This is a genomic window from Rhizobium sp. CB3090, from assembly GCF_029714285.1.
In the GTDB taxonomy this organism is placed as follows: Bacteria; Pseudomonadota; Alphaproteobacteria; order Rhizobiales; family Rhizobiaceae; genus Rhizobium.
In genome coordinates, this window is the sequence record NZ_CP121662.1 from 156,788 (window position 1) to 176,584 (window position 19,797).

The following is a 19,797-nucleotide window of genomic DNA, read 5'->3' on the forward strand; positions in this document are numbered from 1 at the left end:
GCACCTTTCGGCCAAGTTGCTCACGATTTTGAGAGAATCGGACGTGGAGCGAGGCAAAATCGGCAAAAATTGACTCCGATTTATGTATTTTTCTTCGAGCGGCAGCGCATCTCGTTCAATTTGGCATGTCAAATGCATGTCACATGCCGGCCGTTGGTGGCGAAGATTTCCGGGGCGGGCGCCTTCGAATTTTCTCTGCTTCGCGTAGTTAACTCTTATGAGGTGCGTAATGACGAAATATAAGCTCGAATATATCTGGCTCGACGGGTACACCCCGGTACCGAACCTGCGCGGTAAAACGCAGATCAAGGAATTCGCTGATTTTCCGAAGCTTGAAGAGCTTCCGCTTTGGGGCTTCGACGGTTCGTCGACGATGCAGGCCGAAGGCCGCAGCTCCGATTGCGTGCTGAAGCCCGTAGCGATCTATCCGGATCCGGCCCGCACCAACGGCGCCCTGGTCATGTGCGAAGTCATGATGCCGGACGGCGTAACGCCGCATCCGTCCAACAGCCGCGCCACCATCCTCGACGACGAAGACGCATGGTTCGGCTTCGAGCAGGAATACTTCTTCTACAAGGACGGCCGCCCGCTCGGCTTCCCGGAATCCGGCTATCCGGCTCCGCAGGGCCCGTACTACACCGGCGTCGGCTATAAGAACGTCGGCGATGTGGCTCGCGAAATCGTTGAAGAGCATCTCGACCTTTGCCTCGAAGCAGGCATCAACCACGAAGGCATCAACGCCGAAGTGGCCAAGGGTCAGTGGGAGTTCCAGATTTTCGGCAAGGGCTCCAAGAAGGCTGCCGACCAGATCTGGATGGCACGCTACCTGCTGCTGCGTCTTTGCGAAAAATACGGCATCGACATCGAGTTCCATTGCAAGCCGCTCGGTGACACCGATTGGAACGGCTCGGGCATGCATTGCAACTTCTCGACCAAGTTCATGCGCGAAGTTGGCGGCAAGGCCTATTTCGAAGCCCTCATGGCTCAGTTCGACAAGAACCTGCACGACCACATTGCGGTCTACGGCCCGGACAACCACATGCGCCTGACCGGCAAGCATGAAACGGCTCCGTGGAACAAGTTCAGCTACGGTGTTGCCGACCGCGGTGCTTCCATCCGCGTTCCGCACTCCTTCATCAAGAACGACTACAAGGGCTACCTCGAAGATCGTCGTCCGAACTCTCAGGGCTGCCCCTACCAGATCGCTTCCCAGGTTCTGAAGACTATCTCGGAAGTTCCGACGGCTGGCTTCGCTTCCGAAGCTGCTTGATGAAAAGATTACCTTCTCCCCACGGGGAAGGTGGCCCAACGGGCCGGTTGAGGGGGCGTTGCAAGCGCACTCGAGACCGGCCCTTTGTTTTTGAGATGAATGGCGGTGCGTGCGAACACCTCAAATGAGAGAGGGGGCATCCCTTCCCGGTAACGCCCCTTCAACCCGCTTGCGCGACCTTCTCCCCGCTGGGGAGAAGGTGTTTTCTCAGGCCGCCTTCGCGTCCTTATCAATCGGATGCTGCGAACGGAAACCGACCGCCAGCCGGTTCCAGACATTGATCGCGCCGATTGCCACGGTGATCTTGACGATCTCTTCTTCACTGAAGTGCTGCTTCAGCGGTTCGAAGTCGGCGTCCGGTATGCCGGTTTGGGCGATCTTGGTGACGGAGTCGACCCAGCGCAGCAGGGCGCGTTCGCGGTCGTCATAAATAGGCGATTCCCACCAGACGCACATCAGATTGATCCACTGTTCGCTGAGGCCGTCATGACGGGCTTCCTTGACATGCATGTCGACGCAATAGGCGCAGCCGTTGATCTGGGAGGCCCTGAGCTTGATCAGGTGAATGAAACGGCGCTCCAGCCCGGAGGTCTGGACGAAATTCTCCAGCGCCATGATGGCCTTATAGGAGTCCGGCGAAGCCTTGGCGAAGTTGAAACGAGGTTGCATAGGTCTCTCCTTTGGTTTCGGATCTATCGGGTGGTTCTGCGTTCATTGAGGGCAAGGAAGGCACAGCCCCTTGCCGCGATGCTGCCGTCATCGCCCGCCGCAACCTCGGCGAGGATATCGGCAATCGTGGTCTTGGCGAGCTCGGCGCGGTACACCCGCTCTGCCGCCAACATGGCCGCGCTGATGCCGCACGGCTTTGCGAAATATTTTCCAGGCAGCGGGTTTGGCCCGCGCTGGCGGATTTCGGCGCAGCGAAAGGCAGGCGCCGGCCCTTCGACAGCAAGCACGATATCGAGAAGGGTGATTTCCGCCGGCAGACGCGCCAGCCGATAGCCACCCTTGGGGCCGGGTACGGTGTCGAGAATGCCGGCGCCGGAGAGCGCCTGCAGATGCTTCAAGAGATAACTCACCGACACCCCATGAAACTCGGCAATTGCCGCTGCCGAAAGCACGCTGCCCTCGGAAAGCCCAGCCAGCATCGCGACGCTGTGTATGGCCTGCTCAACGCCTTCGCCGAGTTTCATCGGTTCGTCCTTTTCATATCGTGGATATTTTTTATCCGCGATTATGGGCGGTGTCAAATTCTTTTTTGAGGCCAGAATATGCCGTGCGCCCGATACCCCTCTGTCACTGTCGTGACATCTCCCCCACAAGGGGGGAGATCGTTGGGAGAATGCCGCAGCACTTCAATATGCATCACGTTTTGATCTCTGCGGATGCGATGTTTGTCTGAGGCGAGCGGGTGCCGCGGATTACCAATCTCCCCCTTGTGGGGGATGTCACGGCAGTGACAGAGGGGGGTATGCACTCTCCACGAACACTGAAGCCGATGGGAAGTAACCAACCCCACGCTTCCTATCCTCCGCATTTCGACTACATTTGCCTCCGTGGACCAGATCGATTCCGAGCGCCGCCTTGCCTTGCCTGCCCCTTTCATCCGCTGGTTTGCGGAAAAGGGGTGGCAGCCGCGTGCCCATCAGCTTGAGTTGTTGGCCCGAGCGGAAGCCGGCGAAAGCACGTTGCTGATCGCGCCGACTGGCGCCGGCAAGACCTTGGCCGGTTTTCTTCCCTCGCTCACCGATCTGACCCGGCGCGGCAAGATCCCGCCGGGCTCGGCCTTCACCGGCATCCACACGCTCTACATCTCGCCGCTGAAGGCGCTGGCCGTCGATATCGAGCGCAATCTGATGAAGCCGGTCACGGAAATGGGCCTGCCGGTCTCCGTCGAAAACCGCACCGGCGATACGCCTGCCGGCAAGCGGCAACGCCAGAAGCTCAATCCGCCCGACATTTTGCTGACGACGCCGGAGCAAGTGGCGTTGCTGCTCGCCAACCACGAAGCCCAACGCTTCTTCAAGGATTTGAAATACATCGTCCTCGATGAGTTGCATTCCCTTGTGACGTCGAAGCGCGGTCATATGCTCTCGCTCGGTCTCGCGCGCCTGCGCAGGCTCGCGCCTGATCTGCAAACCATCGGCCTGTCGGCGACCATCGCCGAGCCGATGGACCTGCAGAAATGGCTGGTGGCGCAGGAGGAGGGGACGGAGCGGCATGCCGGCCTGGTGATGGTCGACGGCGGCGCCAAGCCCGACATTTCGATCTTGAAGACCGACGAACATATCCCCTGGTCCGGCCACTCCGCCAAATACGCCATCCCCGATATCTATCGCGAGCTGAAAGAGCACCGGACGACGCTGCTCTTCGTCAACACGCGTTCGCAGGCGGAAATGCTGTTTCAGGAGCTGTGGTCGGCAAACGACGACAATCTGCCGATCGCGCTGCATCACGGCTCGCTCGATGTCGGACAGCGTCGCAGGGTCGAAGCCGCCATGGCCGCCAATAAGCTGCGCGCCGTCGTCGCCACCTCGACGCTCGATCTCGGCATAGACTGGGGCGATGTCGATCTCGTCATCCATGTCGGCGCCCCGAAAGGCGCATCGCGCCTTGCCCAACGTATCGGCCGCGCCAATCACCGCATGGACGAGCCGTCGAAGGCGATCCTCGTGCCGGCAAATCGTTTCGAGGTGATGGAATGCCAGGCGGCGCTCGACGCCAATTATGTCGGCGCACAGGATACGCCGCCGGTCGGCGCCGGCGCGCTCGACGTCCTGGCCCAACATATTCTCGGCATGGCCTGCGCCGAACCCTTCGACATGTTGGAGCTTTATGACGAGGTCCGCAGCGCTTCGCCCTATGCCGACCTGTCCTGGGAGACGTTCGAGCGCATCGTCGATTTCGTGGCTACCGGCGGCTATGCCCTGCGCACCTACGAGCGTTATGCCCGCATCCGCAAGACACCGGAGGGCCGCTGGCGTGTTTCTAATCCGCAGGTGGCACAGCAATATCGCCTGAACCTCGGCACCATCGTCGAGGAGGCGATGCTGAACATTCGCCTGGTCAAACGCAATGCGCTGGGCTCGCTTGGTCGCGGCGGAGCTCCCCTCGGCAAGGTCGAAGAATATTTTCTGGAACAGCTTTCGCCAGGCGACACCTTTCGCTTTTCCGGCAAGGTGCTGCGTTTCGAGGGCATCCGCGAGAATGAATGCCTTGCCTCGCAGACCTTTTCCCTGGATGCGAAAATCCCCTCCTATGCCGGCGGCAAGTTTCCGCTGTCGACCTATCTTGCCGATCAGGTGCGCATGATGATCGACGATCCCGATCGCCGTCATCGCTTGCCGGATCAGGTGCGCGACTGGCTCGAGCTGCAGAAGGACAGATCGCTGCTGCCGAAGCGCGATGAGTTTCTGATAGAGACCTTTCCGCGCGGCAGCCGCGCCTACATGGTCGCCTACCCTTTCGAAGGCCGGCTGGCGCACCAGACGCTCGGCATGCTGTTGACGCGGCGGCTGGAGCGGGCCGGTGCAAAGCCGATGGGCTTCATCGCCACGGATTATTCGCTCGGTATTTGGGGGCTGGAGGACATGAGCCTGATGATTGCCAATGGCCGTCTCGGCCTTGCCGATCTCTTCGACGAGGACATGCTCGGCGACGATCTCGAAGCCTGGCTCGATGAATCGTTCTTGCTGAAACGCACCTTCCGCAATTGCGCCATCATTGCCGGTTTGATCGAGCGCCGCCATCCCGGCAAGGAAAAGACGGGCCGGCAGATGACGGTATCCGCCGATCTGATCTATGACGTGCTGCGCAGCCACGAGCCGGACCATATCCTGCTGCAGGCGACGCGGCGGGACGCCGCCACCGGCCTTTTGGAGATTGGTCGCCTTGGGGATATGCTGAAGCGAATCAAAGGCCACATCACCCATCGGGCGCTGGATCATATCTCGCCGCTTGCCGTGCCGGTGATGCTGGAAATCGGCAAGGTGCCGGTGCCGGGCGAGGCGCATGATGTGGTGCTGGCGGAAGCGGCTGACGATCTGATCCGCGAGGCCATGGAATAAAGCATGCCAAACAATGAAGGCAGACCGAGTTGATGAACCGCCTGGCGCTTGCGCGAGAGATGAACGGCCAAGTGAGAAACGGATTGACGCCCGCATCGGGTGTCGAGACCGCCGTCCACGGCGTTGCCGCCGTCTGCGATCCACTTGGGGCGCTTTATCTGCCGGATGCCGGCATCCTCGTCGTGTCCGACCTACATCTGGAAAAGGGAGCGGCCTTCGCCCGGCGCGGCATGCTGCTGCCACCTTACGATACGCTGGCGACGCTCACCGTGCTTGCCGCGGTCATCTCGCGCTACGATCCGAAGCTCGTCGTCTCGCTCGGCGATAATTTCCATGACCGCGTGGGCTCCGCGCACCTGCCGGAGGAGTTCCGCAGCCTGATCGTCACCATGGCGCGCGGCCGCGAATGGATCTGGATCAACGGCAATCACGATCCGGATGGCACGGTCGATCTGCCCGGTTGCTCTGTCGATGAGATGCATTACGGCGGACTAACCTTCCGTCATGAGCCGAGGGGTGGCCAGCAGGCCGGCGAGATCGCCGGCCATCTGCATCCCTCCGCTACCGTCCGCCGCCGCGACAAATCCGTCCGCCGCCCGTGCTTCGCCAGCGATGGCGCCCGCCTGCTGATGCCCGCGTTCGGCATCATGACTGGCGGGCTCGACCTGCGCCACAAGGCCATGGCCGACCTGTTCGACCGGGAAAGCCTCATCGCCCATGTGCTCGGTCGCGACCGCATCTATTCGGTGCGGTTCGGCAATCTCTCGGCTTAAGCCGCTTTCGCAGGCTCGTAGCGCAGGATCACTGCGCCCGACTTCAGGGGCGTAGCTTCGAGCAGCTTCATCGGAACCCGATCCGCCGCAGCCTTGAAATGCGGGTTGCCGCCGCCGAGGACGACAGGAACGAGGCACAGGCGGATTTCGTCCACCAGCCCCGCCTTGAGAAGCGTATCCGTTACTTCGGCGCTGCCGAAGACGAACATGGTCTTGCCGGGCTCTTCCTTGAGTTTCTTGACCTCGGCGACGATATCGCGAACGATGCGGGTATTGTTCCACTCGGCCTTCTCCATCGTCCGCGAGGCGGCGATCTTGGCGATGCCGTTCATATAGGCGGCGATATCGGGTGTCTCCGGCGCGGTCGGCCAGTAGGCAGCCATGCCCTCATAGGTCTTGCGGCCGAAGATCAAGAGATCGCCCTCCTTGCCGAGCTCGGTCGCGTACTGCTCCAGCTCGTCACCCCAGGCGAGCATATGGAAATCGAGGTCCCAAGGTTTCGTTCCCTCGAAATAACCGTCAAGCGTCATAAGATTCCACACAACAAGCTTTCTCATCGGTCTTCTCCTTGGCGATAACCGTATCATAATCAAAACTGGTTGCTATAAGCAAGCGGTTGAAAATTAGCGTGACTGGTGGCAAAGTGCAAGCAGTTTTTGGAGATCCTTATGGACGCGCTCAATCGCTCCGGCTGCCCGATCAATCTCACCCTGGAAATCCTGGGTGACCGCTGGAGCCTGATCATCATCAGGGACATCATGTTCGGCAATCGCCGGCATTTTCGCGAGCTTCTGCAGAACTCAGAGGAGGGGATTGCTTCAAACATCCTCGCCGATCGCTTGAAGCGGCTGGTCGAGCGTGGGCTGTTGACCCGCGACGACGATCCGACCCACAAACAGAAAGCCGTCTACAGCTTGACCGAAATGGCAATCGACCTCGTGCCGCTCTTTGCCCATATGGGGGCGTGGGGCCGCAAGCATCTGCCGGTCTCGGAGGAGCTGTCGATCCGGGCGGAGCTGTTGGAAGATGGTGGGCCGAAGCTCTGGGAGGATTTCATGGATGAGCTAAGGGCGAAGCACCTGGGCAAGGTCTTGCCGCCGGGAACGCCGTCGGTACTCGGCCGGCTGACGGAAGCCTATCTGGAGGTGGTCGAGCGGAAGAGGAGTGCCTAAAGCCTTCTCTCCGTCGGAGAGAAGGTGGACGCGAAGCGTTGAACGAAGTGAAATGCAGAGCGGCCGGATGAGAGGGTGAGGAGCGGAGCGACGAACGTCCTGAGCGATAAGCGAAGGCAATTTCCCCGGTAACGCCCCTCACCCGCGCGTGCCGCGCGGCCCTCTCCCCGCCGGGGCGAGGGGCATTTCAGCTCTTCCGGAACACGAAGCTCGCCGTCCACCCCGTAATCACCGCCAGCAGCACCGAAAACGCACCATAGGCGATGGGGCGTTCATGGGCGGCATCGGTGATCGTTTGCTCGATGCCGGTCTTGATGACGCGCAACGGCAGGGATTTTTCGGTCAGGAATTTGCCGCTCTTGAAGAGATAGGCGCGCACGGTATGCACGCCGTTCGGCACGTCCGCGGGCAATCGCAGCGTTGCCTTGAACAGGCTGGAACTGACGAAGCGCACGCCAGCCGGATCGCTTTCGTAAAGGCCGCCGATCTGCTGCAGCCGCCGGAAAGCCTGTCGGAATTCCGGTACATCCACGCCGCTGCCGACGAAGCCGATCGGGGTCAGTTGAATATGGTCCACGCCAATGCCGCGATCGTTCAGCTCGAGCGGCGCGGTGATGTTGTCGACGGGGCGCGTGCTCGACAGCGAATAGGCCTGCGGCACATGCTCGAAGGTCATCGACCGGGTATTGACCCAGATACCGAAGACACGTTCCTTCTTGCGCACGGTGGCATTTTCGCGCGGCCCTTCGAGCACGACGACGATGTCGTACTGGCCGATTGCCAGGAGCAATTGGTCGGTGTTGGAAAGCGCGCCGAAGATCGTGAGATCCGCGCCGGTGAAATCGGAGGTGATGGCGATTTCGCTGGTCGAGGTGCCGATCTCCATCGTTTCGCGTGCCGTCGTGGAGGTTGTCGGCTGGTCGAGCAGCACCTGTGCCTTCGCACTCAATGGCGCAAGCAGGAGAGCGGCTGCGAGGATCGGGCCAAAACGTCTCATCGGCCCGCTCCTTCGAGAACGACGGAGTAGATATCGGCTGGCGTGACCACCAGCGCAATCGCCAGGCGCAGGCCGACGGCAAGGACGAGCAGGCCGAGCAGGGCGCGCAATTGCTCGCCGCGCAGCTTCTGACCGACGCGCACGCCGTATTGCGCGCCGACGACGCCCGCCACCATCAGCAGGAAGGCCAGCACGATATCGACGGAATAGTTGGTCGCGGCCTGGACGACGGTCGTATAGGCGGTGACGAAGATGATCTGGAACAGCGAGGTGCCGACCACGACATTGGTCGGGATGCGCAGCAGGTAGATCATCGCCGGCACCATGATGAAACCGCCGCCGACGCCCATGACCGACGTCAGAATGCCGATGCCGAAACCAAGGCCGATCACCGGAATGACGCTCAGATAGATCTTCGATTTCTTGAAACGCATCTTCAGCGGCAGGCGATGCACCCAACTGTGATGACCGGGTTTGCGCGGCCTGGTCGGCTCGTTGCGGGCAGCGCGGCGCATCGCATTCAGGCTCTCCCACAGCATCAACCCGCCGATCGTGCCGAGAAAGACGACGTAGAGCAGCGAGATGAAGAGATCGAGCTGGCCGATGCGTCTCAGCAGCGAGAAGATCCAGATGCCGACGGTGGCGCCGGTGAGACCGCCGATCAGCAGCACCGTGCCGAGCTTCATGTCCAGCGTTCCGCGGCGGAAATGCGTGATGGCGCCCGAAATCGACGAGGCGACGACCTGGTTGGCACCGGTGGCGACGGCGACCACGGGCGGGATGTTGTAGAAGATCAGGAGAGGCGTGATCAGAAAGCCGCCGCCGACGCCGAACATGCCGGAGAGAAACCCAACGGCTGCGCCCATGCCGAGAATAATGAAGATATTCACCGACAGTTCTGCGATCGGCAGATAGATCGTCACGGTCTGATCCCAGTTGCAGGTATCCGAACGCAAATGACCGGATGCCTATGAACAATTTCCCCTTTAAACAGACGATTCTAATCTGAAATGATTGCCAGAGCCTTAGGAAAAACCATGGCGTCTTCCAGCGATCGAATTCGTCATTCCACTCTAACGTGGCATTTTCCGCGATTGTGTGACGAATTTCGCCGCAAGGCAAAGCCGGCGTGAAACCGTGGGTTATCGCCAGCAATATGCTCAAATCCAATGATGGTCTGATCTGGCCGATGGGCGCCCGCAAGAGCAAAACAGGCTTTCACCGCTGCAGCTTGATATCGTGCATTGCGGCGGCGCATGCCCGAAGGCTTCATCGATCCGAAATGAAGCCTTCGATCTATTTGTTGCGTGCCAGAAGCTCCTTGACGACCTGATCGGTCACCCGGCCGTCCTGCGGCAGGCCGACCGATTTCTGGAAGTTCTTCAGCGCGGCGACGGTCTTTGCGCCCATATTGCCGTCCGGCGGGCCGGCATCGAAGCCGTTGTTGTTGAGGATCGCCTGGATGTTGCGGATCGCCTTCTTCATGTCGATCGAGGCGGTGTTGACGCCCTTGCCGGTTGTCCATTCCTCAGGAATGGTCGTGCCGTTCGCCTTGGCATCGAGCGGCTGCGCTTTCCAAAGGTCGACCTTGGCGCGGGCGCTTTCGAGTTCGTCCTGCTTCATGGCGTTCGCTACTTCGTCACGCTTCTGCGAGGCGTCCTTGTCGCCACCCTTGGCGGCGATTGCGAACCATTTGTAGGATTCCTGCAAATCCTGCTTCACGCCATTACCACGCGCATAGAGGATGGCGAGGTTGAACTGGCTGTCGGACACGCCGAGATTGGCCGCCTTGGTGAACCAGTCCGCCGCGGTCGGATAGTCCTGCGGACCGGCTGCACCCGAAGCGTAAAGGACGGCAAGGTTGTGCATGGCGCTGGCATTGCCCTGATTGGCGGCCTGCTCGTAATATTGTTTGGCCTTGGCGAGATCGCGCTCGAGGCCATTGCCCTTCTCGTACATGCTGGCGAGCCGGTACTGCGCCGGTGCGTAACCCTTGTCTGCGGAAAGCTGATACCAGTTTGCCGCCTGCTTGAGATCGGCCGCGACACCGCGGCCATCCGTATAGCGCACGCCGATTTCGAACAGAGCGACAGGGTCGCCGGACTTGGCGGCGGCAACGAGCGTCGGCGGCTGGATGCCGTCAGGAACGGTGATAGCGGCAGCCGGCGCAGATGCCTGCGCCGCAGCGGGTGCGGGGGCCGTCGTGGCATTGGCGGGCACGAAGGCAGCGGTTTGCTGAGCGGGCGTGGCGCTGCCGGCCGGCGTCAAGGTTTCGCTGGCCGGGTTGCCGTCGAGGGGGGCAGCGGCCGTCAGGTGATCACTCGTCGGCGCCATGGCCGTATTTGCCGGCGCTGCGGAGGGTTGGGCCGCGCCTCCAGCATCGGCGGCCTGGGCCTGTGTCGCTGCCTGCGTGGCAGGCGCATTCGCCGCCGCCTGAGCTCCCGATGCCGGCATTTGAGCCGCATTGGCGGCGCCGGTCGTCGCGGCACTTTCGGCAGCCGAGGTGAGCACAGAGACTTCAGCCGGCGGCGGCGCTTTCTGGCCGCGCGTCAGCGTGTTGACCAGCGGGAAGGCCATGATGGCGAGCAGGGCCGCGCCGACGGCGAGTAGGATCGGCCGGCGGAAGCGCGAGAATGCGCCGCGCTTCTTGTCGCCGCTCTTAGAAGCAGGAACCGAGCGCTGTGTCTGATCCACTTCCATCGCGGCCGCCTGCGCGGCGCGGCGGGCAGCGGCGATATAATCGGCGCGCTCGTTTTCGCTCGGCTGCTTGACAGTGCCGTTGCGCGCGGCATTCTGGCTGGCACGCACGCGTTCCAGGATCTTCTTGATATCGGGTGCGCCGGAGCCCGGCTCAAGCAGCTCATTCGCTTCCTCGGCTGGCATCATGTCTACCGGATCGATCGACGGCGCCTGCTCGATGACAGGCCGATCGGGCAGGAAGATGGGCTCGGCCTTCTCAGGCATGAAGAAACGTCTGCCGAGGGTGGCGAGCAGGCTGGATTTCGCCCCTTCCTTCTTCGCTGCGGCCTTGATCTCCGCCTTGGTAACGGCTTCCACCGCTTGCGCGACGGCGACTTCCGGCGATGCCTCAGATTCGGCAGGGGCAACGGTGCGGATGACCGGTCCGGCCTTGTGCGGTGCGGCCAAAGGCGGTTTCACCGCCGCCGTGTCGGCCGCGGCGAAAGCGTCGCTCTCGAATTTTGCGGCAGGCATGGCGGGTGCCGGCTGGCGATGTTCCATGTGGTCCAGCCGATCGGCGATCTGCAGCAATGTGCCGTGCAGTGCCTCGAAAGTGCGGTGCGTGCGCTCATCGCTGCTGCGGCTGAGGTCTTCGAGGTGGCGAAGGTCTTCCGCAAGCGCGGTCATTGCCGACATGTCGGCGGCGGTCCCGCCATGACCGAGCATGCCTTCGCGGGAATAGGCCTCGACAACCGCTTCCGCCGCATGGCGGGCAGCCTCGATGATATATTCGTCATTGGTCGCCATATAATCTTCGATCGCACTCATGCGGCGGTCGAGATCGGCAGGAATATGGTCGGCGACGGCGCGCGGCTCGTTCATCAGCAGCGTCGAGAGATGGGCGATTTGTTCTTCGAGATTGCGCAGCGACTGCGTATCGGTCGGCGGTGCTGCGGTGCTCGCCTCCAGCCGCATGGCGATATCGGAAAGACGGCCTTCCAGCCGGCGGACGGCGCCGTCGTCGAGGTTTGCGGCCGGATGCGGCGGATGGAAATCCATTTCGTCGATGCGCCGCGCCAGATAATCCAGCCGCTCGGCGAGCGCATGGTCGATCGAGCCCTGTTCCAGCGCATCGATCTTGCGGGAGATATCGGCGAGATGGTTGACGAGTTCCGGCTGCGGAGCCGCTTTTTGTGAGCGCTCCATCAGATAGGAGAGCTGATCCAGGCGTTCTTCCAGCCGCGCGGTCGCCTTGGCATTGCCGAGTTCGTCGATACGCATCGCCAGCGCTTCGAGACGCCCGGAAAGATCGTCCGCCGGCTGACGCCGCGCCGCATCGCGGCTCATCATGTCGATCTGGTCGGCGAGGCCGCTGATGCGGCCTTCGAGCCGCTGCATCGCTTGATCCTGCGGCTGTATCATGCCGCCGAAGCTTTCCACAGCGGTAGCGATCGACAGCAGCTTGTTTTCCAGCGCATGCACGGCGGGGCTGTCGCTCATGCCGCCCAGATGCTGCTTGATATCGTCCAGGCGGTAGGCGAGGGACACCAGCTCGTCCTGCAGACCGTTCGTATCGATCGCCTGCACCTGGCGTTCGACATGGTGCAGCGAATCCTCGCGCGCGAGCCCGTCCATCAGCGAGCGCAGCTCTTCGAACTCCGCCTTCAGGCCGGCAGTCTCTGGTTGGCCGGCAAGCTGACTGATGCTGTCGGCAAGCCGCGCCATGTCCTCGCGTACGTCGGCGGCGAAATGCTTGTCCTCGGCATTGTCGCGGATGTCGCGGATTTCGGCGCGCAACGCGCTGACTTCGCGGGTGATGCTCTCGGCGATATCGCGTTTCAGGTCTTGCCGCAGGTTGACCAGCGCCTGGGCGATATCGACCGAGCTTTCCGGAGCGGAGCGCAGCGCCGAAGGCAGAGGCTGCCGCGAAGCCGGATTTTCGCCAAGCCGTCCGCCAAGCGGCAGCCGCTCGGTAACCGGAGCTTCCTCCCGACGAGCGTGCAGGCGCTCGCGGCTTGCCTCGAGCGCGCGCTGGCGCTGGCGGATTTCGGCAAGCGGGTCGGGCCGCAAGTCAGTTTCCGCACGTTCGGCGCGGAGGGGACGTTCATAGGGGCGTCCAGCATAGGCATCGCGCTCGGTGCGTGGCGTGCGGTCGGAAAGAGGAGCGCGCTCCGGCACCGGCGTCCGCTCGGGGGCCGCGGCATAACCGTTTGCCACACGCTGGCGCGTGTCCCGGGCGGCAGCCGTGCCCATCAGGCCTTCGATGCGCGCTTCCAGCCCCTCGATGGTGCGGCTTAGCGCATCCAGCGACGTCCAGTCGCCCGTGCCGGTAGGATTTGATCGCGATCCGCTCATCTTCTTGCTCGCTTCGACATATGGACCACTCAAAGGCCATCTTCGCTTGTGGGAAGGCAGCTTCGCGGGTTCGCGCAGACCGCATCCCACCGTTCGGAAAGAAATAGTTTATTAGGCTTTCCTCAGGCTGAACCGCGAAACAGCGCTCCATCAAGCTAAAGATGAAAGAAACGCGAAGCATCGCTGCTCATCCCGCACAATTCACGAAACGTAGTAAACAACCCGTTAAGTTTTGCCGAAATCTTAACCTTTTATTTTGGTCTTGTTGTTGAATATGCTTATGTTCTTATGAATTTGGTGCGGCTGCCCCTGGTGAGGTCGGTGCTATTGACGTCAATGTTCAGCCGCCAGGCCCCCACGCAAACTTTCGCCTAATCGCTCTCGCCCCTTTGCCCGCTACCCTACCTAAAAATTCGCTTCGTCGCGCAAATTTGACGTTTACGCAAACGTCAATATTTTGTAAGGCTAGTGAAAGGCCGGAATGCGAGTCCGGTGGCGAATTGGAGGAATTCGAAAGATGCCAGTCTACAAGGCCCCGGTGAACGATACGCTTTTCGTCCTGAACGATGTGCTCGGACTGGAACGCTACAACTATCTGCCGGGTTTTGCCGAGGCCAGTCCCGACATGATCGAGGCGATCGTCGGCGAGGCGGCCAAGCTGTCGGAAGAAGTGCTTTTTCCGCTGAATTATTCCGGCGATCAAGAAGGCTGCGTGCGCCACGATGACGGCACGGTCTCGACGCCGAAGGGCTTCAAGGAGGCTTACCGTGCCTATTACGAGGGCAGTTGGCTGGGACTGGCGGTGCCGGAAGAATTCGGAGGGCAGGGGCTGCCCTACACGCTGCATTGCGCTGTCGGCGAATATACTTCCGCCGCCAATATGTCGCTGATGATGTATCCGGGCCTGACGCAGGGCGCGATCGCTGCCATTGTCGTGCATGGTTCCGAGGAGCAGAAGCGGACCTATCTGCCGAAAATGGTCGAAGGCACCTGGTCGGGCACCATGAACCTCACCGAGCCGCATTGCGGCACCGATCTCGGTCTGCTGCGCACCAAGGCGGTTCCGCAGGCCGATGGCAGCTACAAAATCTCCGGTCAGAAGATCTTCATCTCCGCCGGCGAACACGACATGACGGACAATATCGTGCATCTGGTGCTCGCCCGTATCGAGGGCGCGCCTGAGGGTACCAAGGGTATTTCGCTGTTCATCGTGCCGAAATTTATGGTTGGGCCGGATGGTTCGCCAGGTTCGCGCAACGCGGTCTCCTGCGGCGCGATCGAGCGCAAGATGGGCATTCACGGCAACGCCACCTGCGTCATGAACTACGACGAGGCGACCGGCTTCCTGATCGGCGCCGAGAACAAGGGCCTCAACGCCATGTTCGTGATGATGAACGAGGCGCGCCTCGGTGTCGGCCTGCAGGGTCTGTCGGTTGCCGAAATCGCCTATCAAAATGCCGTCGCCTATGCCCGCGAACGCATTCAGGGCCGCTCGCTTTCCGGCCCGAAGGCGCCGGACAAGAGGGCGGACCCGATCATCGTTCATCCCGATATCCGCCGCTCGCTGATGACCATCCGTGCCTTTAACGAGGCCGGCCGCGCCTTCCTGCTGTGGACGGCGCTGAAGTCCGATATTGCCCATCGCTCGCCGGACGAGAAGGAGCGTCAGGCGGCCGATGATATCCTTGGCCTGGCAACGCCGATCCTGAAGGGCGTCATGACCGACAAGGGCTTCGAGCATGCCGTCATGGCGCAGCAGGTTTTCGGCGGCCACGGCTATATCGAAGAGCATGGCATGAGCCAGTATGTTCGCGATGCCCGCATCACCATGATCTACGAAGGCGCCAACGGTATTCAGGCACTCGATCTGGTCGGGCGTAAATTGGCGCTGAACGGCGGCCGTGCTGTCATGGCGTTGTTCAAGGAGATCGGTGATTTCTGCGAAGAACATCGCAACGACGATGAGATGGCCTTCTTCACCAAGCATCTGAAGAAGGGCTTGAACGACGTGCAGGCCGCGACCATGTGGTTCATGCAGAACGCCATGGCGAAGCCCGACAATGCCGGCGCCGGCTCCACGGATTACATGCATCTCTTCGGCCTCGTCGTCCTCGGCTACATGTGGACGAAGATGGCGAAGGCCGCGCAAGCCGGTCTCGCCGGCGGCGACAGCGCCCGCGCGGATTATCTGAAGAGCAAGCTTGTCACGGCGCGGTTCTACATGGAGCGCATCATGCCGGAAACGGCACTGCGCAAGGCCCGCATCGAAACCGGCGCGGATACGATGATGGAACTGGCGGCGGAAGCGTTTTGACGAAAATCCCCTTCTCCCTAGCGGGGAGAAGGTGCCCGCCCTTCGATCAACTCAGGGGGCGGATGAGGGGGGCTTGAGCGACGAGCGAAAGGCAGCCTTACGGTGCAACGCCCCTCAACCTGCGCTAACGCGCATCCTTCTCCCCGCCGGGGAGAAGGTGGGTATGAATACAACGGCGGCTTGCCGCCGCAGGGAGATGAGACATGACCAAGGTTTTCATTTACGACCATGTGCGCACGCCGCGCGGGCGTGGCAAGAAGGACGGGGCGCTGCATGAAGTGCCCTCCGTCCGCCTTGCCGCCAAGACGCTGGAGGCGATCCGCGATCGCAACGGGCTCGATACGAAGACGGTCGACGACATCATCATGGGCTGCGTCGATCCGGTGATGGATGCCGGCGCAGTCATTCCGAAGGCTGCCGCCTTCGAAGCGGGTTATTCGACCACGGCACCCGGCATGCAGATCTCGCGCTTCTGCGCCTCGGGTCTCGATGCCGTGAATTTCGGCGCGGCCAAGATCGCGCAGGGAGCCGATGACATCGTCATCGCCGGTGGCGTCGAGAGCATGTCGCGCGTCGGGCTTGGCATGTCCGGCGGTGCCTGGTTCATGGATCCCTCGGTGAACTTTCCGGCCTATTTTATGCCGCAGGGGGTGTCGGCCGATCTGATCGCCACCAAATACGGCTTCTCCCGCGATGATGTAGATGCCTATGCCGTGGAGAGCCAGAAGCGGGCGGCCAACGCCTGGGAAAAGGGCTATTTCAAGAATTCCGTCGTGCCGGTGAAGGATATCAACGGCCTGACCATCCTCGACAGGGATGAGCATATGCGTCCCGGCACTGACATGCAGGCGCTGGCTTCGCTCAATCCATCCTTCCAGATGCCTGGCGAAATGGGCGGCTTCGAAGCCGTCGCCATTCAGGCCCATCCCGAAATCGAACGCATCAACTATGTGCATCACGCCGGCAATTCCTCCGGCATCGTCGATGGCGCCGCCGCCGTTCTGCTCGGCTCCAAGGCTGGCGGCGAGAGCATGGGGCTGAAGCCGCGTGGCCGTATCAAGGCTTTTGCCAATATCGGCTCCGACCCGGCGCTGATGCTGACCGGTCCGGTCGACGTGACCGAAAAGCTCCTGAAGCGCACCGGCATGAAGCTCGCCGACATCGATCTTTTCGAGCTCAACGAAGCCTTCGCCGCCGTTGTGCTGCGCTACATGCAGGCTTTCGATATCGGCCACGACAAGATCAACGTCAACGGCGGCGCGATCGCCATGGGCCATCCGCTTGGCGCCACCGGCGCGATGATCCTCGGCACGGTGCTGGACGAGCTGGAGCGGCGCGATCTCAGTACGGCACTGGTGACACTCTGCATCGGCGCCGGCATGGGTACGGCCACGATCGTCGAACGCGTCTGAGGGGAGCGGAAACAATGACTTATACGAATTTCACCGTCGAAACCGACGCGGACGGCATCGCACTTGTCACCTGGGACATGCCCGGAAAATCGATGAACGTGTTTACTGCCGAGGTGTTGGAGGAACTGAACGCCATCATCGATGCCACCGTTGCCGACAAGGCAGTCAAGGGCGTGGTCATTACCTCGGGAAAATTCTCGTTTTCTGGTGGGGCCGATCTGTCGATGATCAAATCGCTCTTCTCCGTCTATCAGGACGAGAAGGCGAGGGATCCGGCGACGGCTGTGCAAAAGCTTTTCGATCTCGTCGGCCGCATGACCGGCCTGTTCCGTAAGCTCGAGACCTGCGGCAAGCCCTGGGTTTCCGCCATCAACGGCACCTGCATGGGCGGTGCATTGGAGATGTCGCTCGCCTGTCATGGCCGCGTCGCATCCAATGCCAAGGGCGTCAAGATGGCGCTGCCCGAGGTCAAGGTCGGCATCTTCCCCGGCGCCGGCGGCACCCAGCGCGTGGCGCGGCTGACCGATGCGCAATCGGCGCTGCAGATGATGACGACGGGTCAATCGCTGACGGCGGCGCGCGCCAAGGCGATGAACCTCGTGCATCAGGTGGTCGAACCGGATCAGCTTATTCCGGCCGCCAAGCAGATGATCAAGGATGGGCTGAAGCCCGTCGCTCCCTGGGATGAAAAGGGTTTCAAAGCGCCCGGCGGCGGTATCTGGACGCCGGCTGCCGCGCAGCTTTGGCCGGCCGCGCCGGCTATCCTTCGTCGCGAGACATCGGGTAACTATCCGGCCGCGCTCGCCATCCTCAAATGCGTCTATGAAGGCCTGCAGGTTCCTTTCGATACCGGGCTCAAGATCGAGCAGCGCTATTTCACGCAGGTGTTGCAGACGACCGAAGCCTATTCGATGATCCGCTCGCTGTTCATCTCCATGCAGGAGCTCGGCAAGGGCGCTCGCCGCCCCGAGGGGCAGCCGAAGACGGAGCTCAAGAAGGTAGGCGTCGTCGGCGCCGGCTTCATGGGCGCCTCGATCGCCTATGTCACTGCAGCAGCGGGCATCGCCGTCACCCTCATCGACCGTGACATGGAAGCGGCCGGCAAGGGCAAAGCGGTTGCGGAAGGTCTGGTCAAGGAATCAGTCGGTAAGGGACGAGTTACGCAGGATGAAGGCATGGCACTGCTTGCCCGCATCACGCCTTCGGCCGACTATGCTGATCTCAGCGATGCCGATCTCGTGATCGAGGCGGTGTTCGAGGATCGTGATGTGAAAAAGGCGGTCATCGGGGCCGTTGAAGCCGTGCTGCCCGAGGGCGCCGTCTTTGCCACCAATACCTCGACCCTGCCGATCACCGGTCTTGCGAAGAGTTCCAAGCGCCCGGCTGATTTCATCGGCATCCATTTCTTCTCGCCGGTCGAGAAGATGCTGCTGACGGAGGTCATTCGCGGCAAGGAGACCGGCGACCGTGCTGTAGCCGTCGCGCTTGATTATGTCGCCGCCATCAAGAAGACGCCGATCGTCGTCAACGACACCCGCGGCTTCTTCGTCAATCGTTGTGTACTGCGCTACATGTCGGAAGCCTATGACATGCTGATCGAAGGCGTGCCGCCGGCAATGATCGAAAATGCCGCCAAGATGGCGGGCATGCCGGTCGGGCCATTGGCACTCAACGACGAAGTCGCCATCGACCTGTCGCTGAAGATCCTCAAGGCTGCCGTCGCCGATCTCGGCGACAAGGCTGTCGATATCAGGCACATGCAATTGGTCACGCGCCTGGTGGAAGGCGAAGGCCGCTTCGGCCGCAAGAATTCGAAGGGCTTTTACGATTATCCGCCGAAGCCGGGCAAGAAGTCGCTCTGGCCGGGCCTGAAGGACCTCTACCCGCAGAAGAAGGCCGAGGAGATCGATGTCAACGTCCTGAAGCAGCGCTTCCTCGCCACCATCGCGCTGGAGGCCGCGCGGACCATGGAAGAGGGCATCGTCACCGATCCGCGCGAGGCCGATGTCGGCTCCATCCTCGGCTTCGGTTTCGCCCCCTATACCGGCGGTGCGCTCTCCTACATCGATGGCATGGGCGTCAAAGCCTTCGTGGACCTCTGCGAAACGTTGGCAAAAACTTACGGAAGACAGTTCAAGCCCACGGCGCTGCTCAAGGATATGGCGGCGAAGGGCGAGACGTTTTACGGACGGTTTGACCCGTATGGCGTGAAAACGGCGGCGTAAAACCTGCGGAAAATAATGGGCCGCTCCTGTCGGGAGCGGCCCATTCCATCCGTCCTCTGTTCAGTTCCACAATACAGAGGAGACAAAAATGGCCGAAATTATCGGAAACCGAGAAGAGGCCGACGTCATCTTTGCCATGCTTGTCGCCTGGGCGACGGCGATCGGAGAAAAGAACACTGCTGGCGTCCTGTCCCATGTGACCGACGACATCGTGGAATTCACCCTGGCGCCGCCGCTGCAATATAAGGGCAAGGATCAGCCTGGCCTGCAAGGCTGGTTCGATACCTGGCAGGGACCGATCGAAGGCGATGTCGAAGATCAGAAGCTGACGGTCGGCGGCGATATCGCTTTCTGGAGCGGCCTGACGCACATGCTGGGGACCAAGACTGACGGCACCAAGGTCGACCTCTGGTTCCGCCAGACACTTGGCCTCAGAAAGGAAGCCGGTGTCTGGAAGATCGCGCACGATCACACATCGGTCCCCTTCGCCATGGACGGCAGCGGGTTGGCGGAGCTTGGGCTGAAGCCGTAAC

14 protein-coding genes are annotated in these 19,797 nt (G+C 61.4%); 8 read left to right on the plus strand and 6 right to left on the minus strand.

Annotated elements, in window-relative coordinates:
• Nucleotides 1-229: 229 nt before the first annotated feature.
• Entirely contained in the window at nt 230-1,270 is a 1,041-nt protein-coding gene (locus QA646_RS00815) for a glutamine synthetase beta-grasp domain-containing protein (RefSeq protein ID WP_283057040.1), read from the plus strand.
• A 207-nt stretch (nt 1,271-1,477) separates the two neighbouring features.
• Here the strand turns inward: QA646_RS00815 and QA646_RS00820 are convergent, their stop codons facing one another.
• Together QA646_RS00820 and QA646_RS00825 are read right to left on the minus strand one after the other, a co-directional pair.
• On the minus strand, nt 1,478-1,939 hold the full coding sequence (locus tag QA646_RS00820) for a carboxymuconolactone decarboxylase family protein (RefSeq protein ID WP_283057041.1): 462 nt from the start codon (nt 1,937-1,939) through the stop codon (nt 1,478-1,480).
• 23 nt (nt 1,940-1,962) lie between these two features.
• The gene (locus tag QA646_RS00825) at nt 1,963-2,463 is read right to left on the minus strand and encodes an Rrf2 family transcriptional regulator (protein ID WP_283057042.1); all 501 of its coding nucleotides are present in this window, start codon (nt 2,461-2,463) and stop codon (nt 1,963-1,965) included.
• A 363-nt stretch (nt 2,464-2,826) separates the two neighbouring features.
• Between QA646_RS00825 and QA646_RS00830 the strand changes: the two genes are divergently transcribed.
• Both QA646_RS00830 and pdeM read left to right on the plus strand, forming a co-directional pair.
• Nucleotides 2,827-5,337, plus strand: coding sequence for a ligase-associated DNA damage response DEXH box helicase (locus QA646_RS00830; RefSeq protein ID WP_283057043.1), 2,511 nt, complete (start codon nt 2,827-2,829; stop codon nt 5,335-5,337).
• Nucleotides 5,338-5,369: 32 nt separating this feature from the next.
• A complete protein-coding gene (gene pdeM / locus QA646_RS00835) occupies nt 5,370-6,110 on the plus strand; it encodes a ligase-associated DNA damage response endonuclease PdeM (protein ID WP_283057044.1) in 741 nt (246 codons plus the stop codon).
• Here pdeM and QA646_RS00840 read toward each other — a convergent pair.
• Entirely contained in the window at nt 6,107-6,667 is a 561-nt protein-coding gene (locus tag QA646_RS00840; RefSeq protein WP_283057045.1) for a dihydrofolate reductase family protein, read from the minus strand. The genes pdeM and QA646_RS00840 overlap by 4 nt on opposite strands.
• Nucleotides 6,668-6,778: 111 nt before the next feature.
• On the opposite strand from QA646_RS00840, the gene QA646_RS00845 reads away from it, so the two are divergent.
• Nucleotides 6,779-7,282: a helix-turn-helix domain-containing protein gene (locus tag QA646_RS00845; RefSeq protein WP_283057046.1), complete on the plus strand. Its 504-nt coding sequence runs from the start codon at nt 6,779-6,781 to the stop codon at nt 7,280-7,282.
• A 187-nt stretch (nt 7,283-7,469) separates the two neighbouring features.
• Here the strand turns inward: QA646_RS00845 and QA646_RS00850 are convergent, their stop codons facing one another.
• The 3 genes from QA646_RS00850 to QA646_RS00860 all read right to left on the minus strand — a co-directional run bounded on the left by QA646_RS00850 (nt 7,470) and on the right by QA646_RS00860 (nt 13,313).
• The gene (locus QA646_RS00850; protein WP_283057047.1) at nt 7,470-8,279 is read right to left on the minus strand and encodes a TIGR02186 family protein; all 810 of its coding nucleotides are present in this window, start codon (nt 8,277-8,279) and stop codon (nt 7,470-7,472) included.
• Nucleotides 8,276-9,202: a sulfite exporter TauE/SafE family protein gene (locus QA646_RS00855; RefSeq protein WP_283058930.1), complete on the minus strand. Its 927-nt coding sequence runs from the start codon at nt 9,200-9,202 to the stop codon at nt 8,276-8,278. Before QA646_RS00855 ends, QA646_RS00850 begins: the two co-directional genes overlap by 4 nt.
• A 373-nt stretch (nt 9,203-9,575) precedes the next feature.
• On the minus strand, nt 9,576-13,313 hold the full coding sequence (locus QA646_RS00860) for a peptidoglycan-binding protein (protein ID WP_283057048.1): 3,738 nt from the start codon (nt 13,311-13,313) through the stop codon (nt 9,576-9,578).
• A 517-nt stretch (nt 13,314-13,830) separates the two neighbouring features.
• Between QA646_RS00860 and QA646_RS00865 the strand changes: the two genes are divergently transcribed.
• From QA646_RS00865 to QA646_RS00880, 4 genes are all read left to right on the plus strand, one after another.
• On the plus strand, nt 13,831-15,627 hold the full coding sequence (locus QA646_RS00865; protein ID WP_283057049.1) for an acyl-CoA dehydrogenase C-terminal domain-containing protein: 1,797 nt from the start codon (nt 13,831-13,833) through the stop codon (nt 15,625-15,627).
• 203 nt (nt 15,628-15,830) lie between these two features.
• Nucleotides 15,831-17,039: an acetyl-CoA C-acetyltransferase gene (locus QA646_RS00870; protein ID WP_283057050.1), complete on the plus strand. Its 1,209-nt coding sequence runs from the start codon at nt 15,831-15,833 to the stop codon at nt 17,037-17,039.
• A gap of 14 nt (nt 17,040-17,053) precedes the next feature.
• Complete coding sequence (locus tag QA646_RS00875; RefSeq protein ID WP_283057051.1) at nt 17,054-19,264, plus strand: 3-hydroxyacyl-CoA dehydrogenase NAD-binding domain-containing protein; 2,211 nt, start codon at nt 17,054-17,056, stop codon at nt 19,262-19,264.
• An 88-nt stretch (nt 19,265-19,352) separates the two neighbouring features.
• Nucleotides 19,353-19,796: a nuclear transport factor 2 family protein gene (locus QA646_RS00880; protein ID WP_283057052.1), complete on the plus strand. Its 444-nt coding sequence runs from the start codon at nt 19,353-19,355 to the stop codon at nt 19,794-19,796.
• Nucleotide 19,797 lies beyond the last annotated feature (1 nt).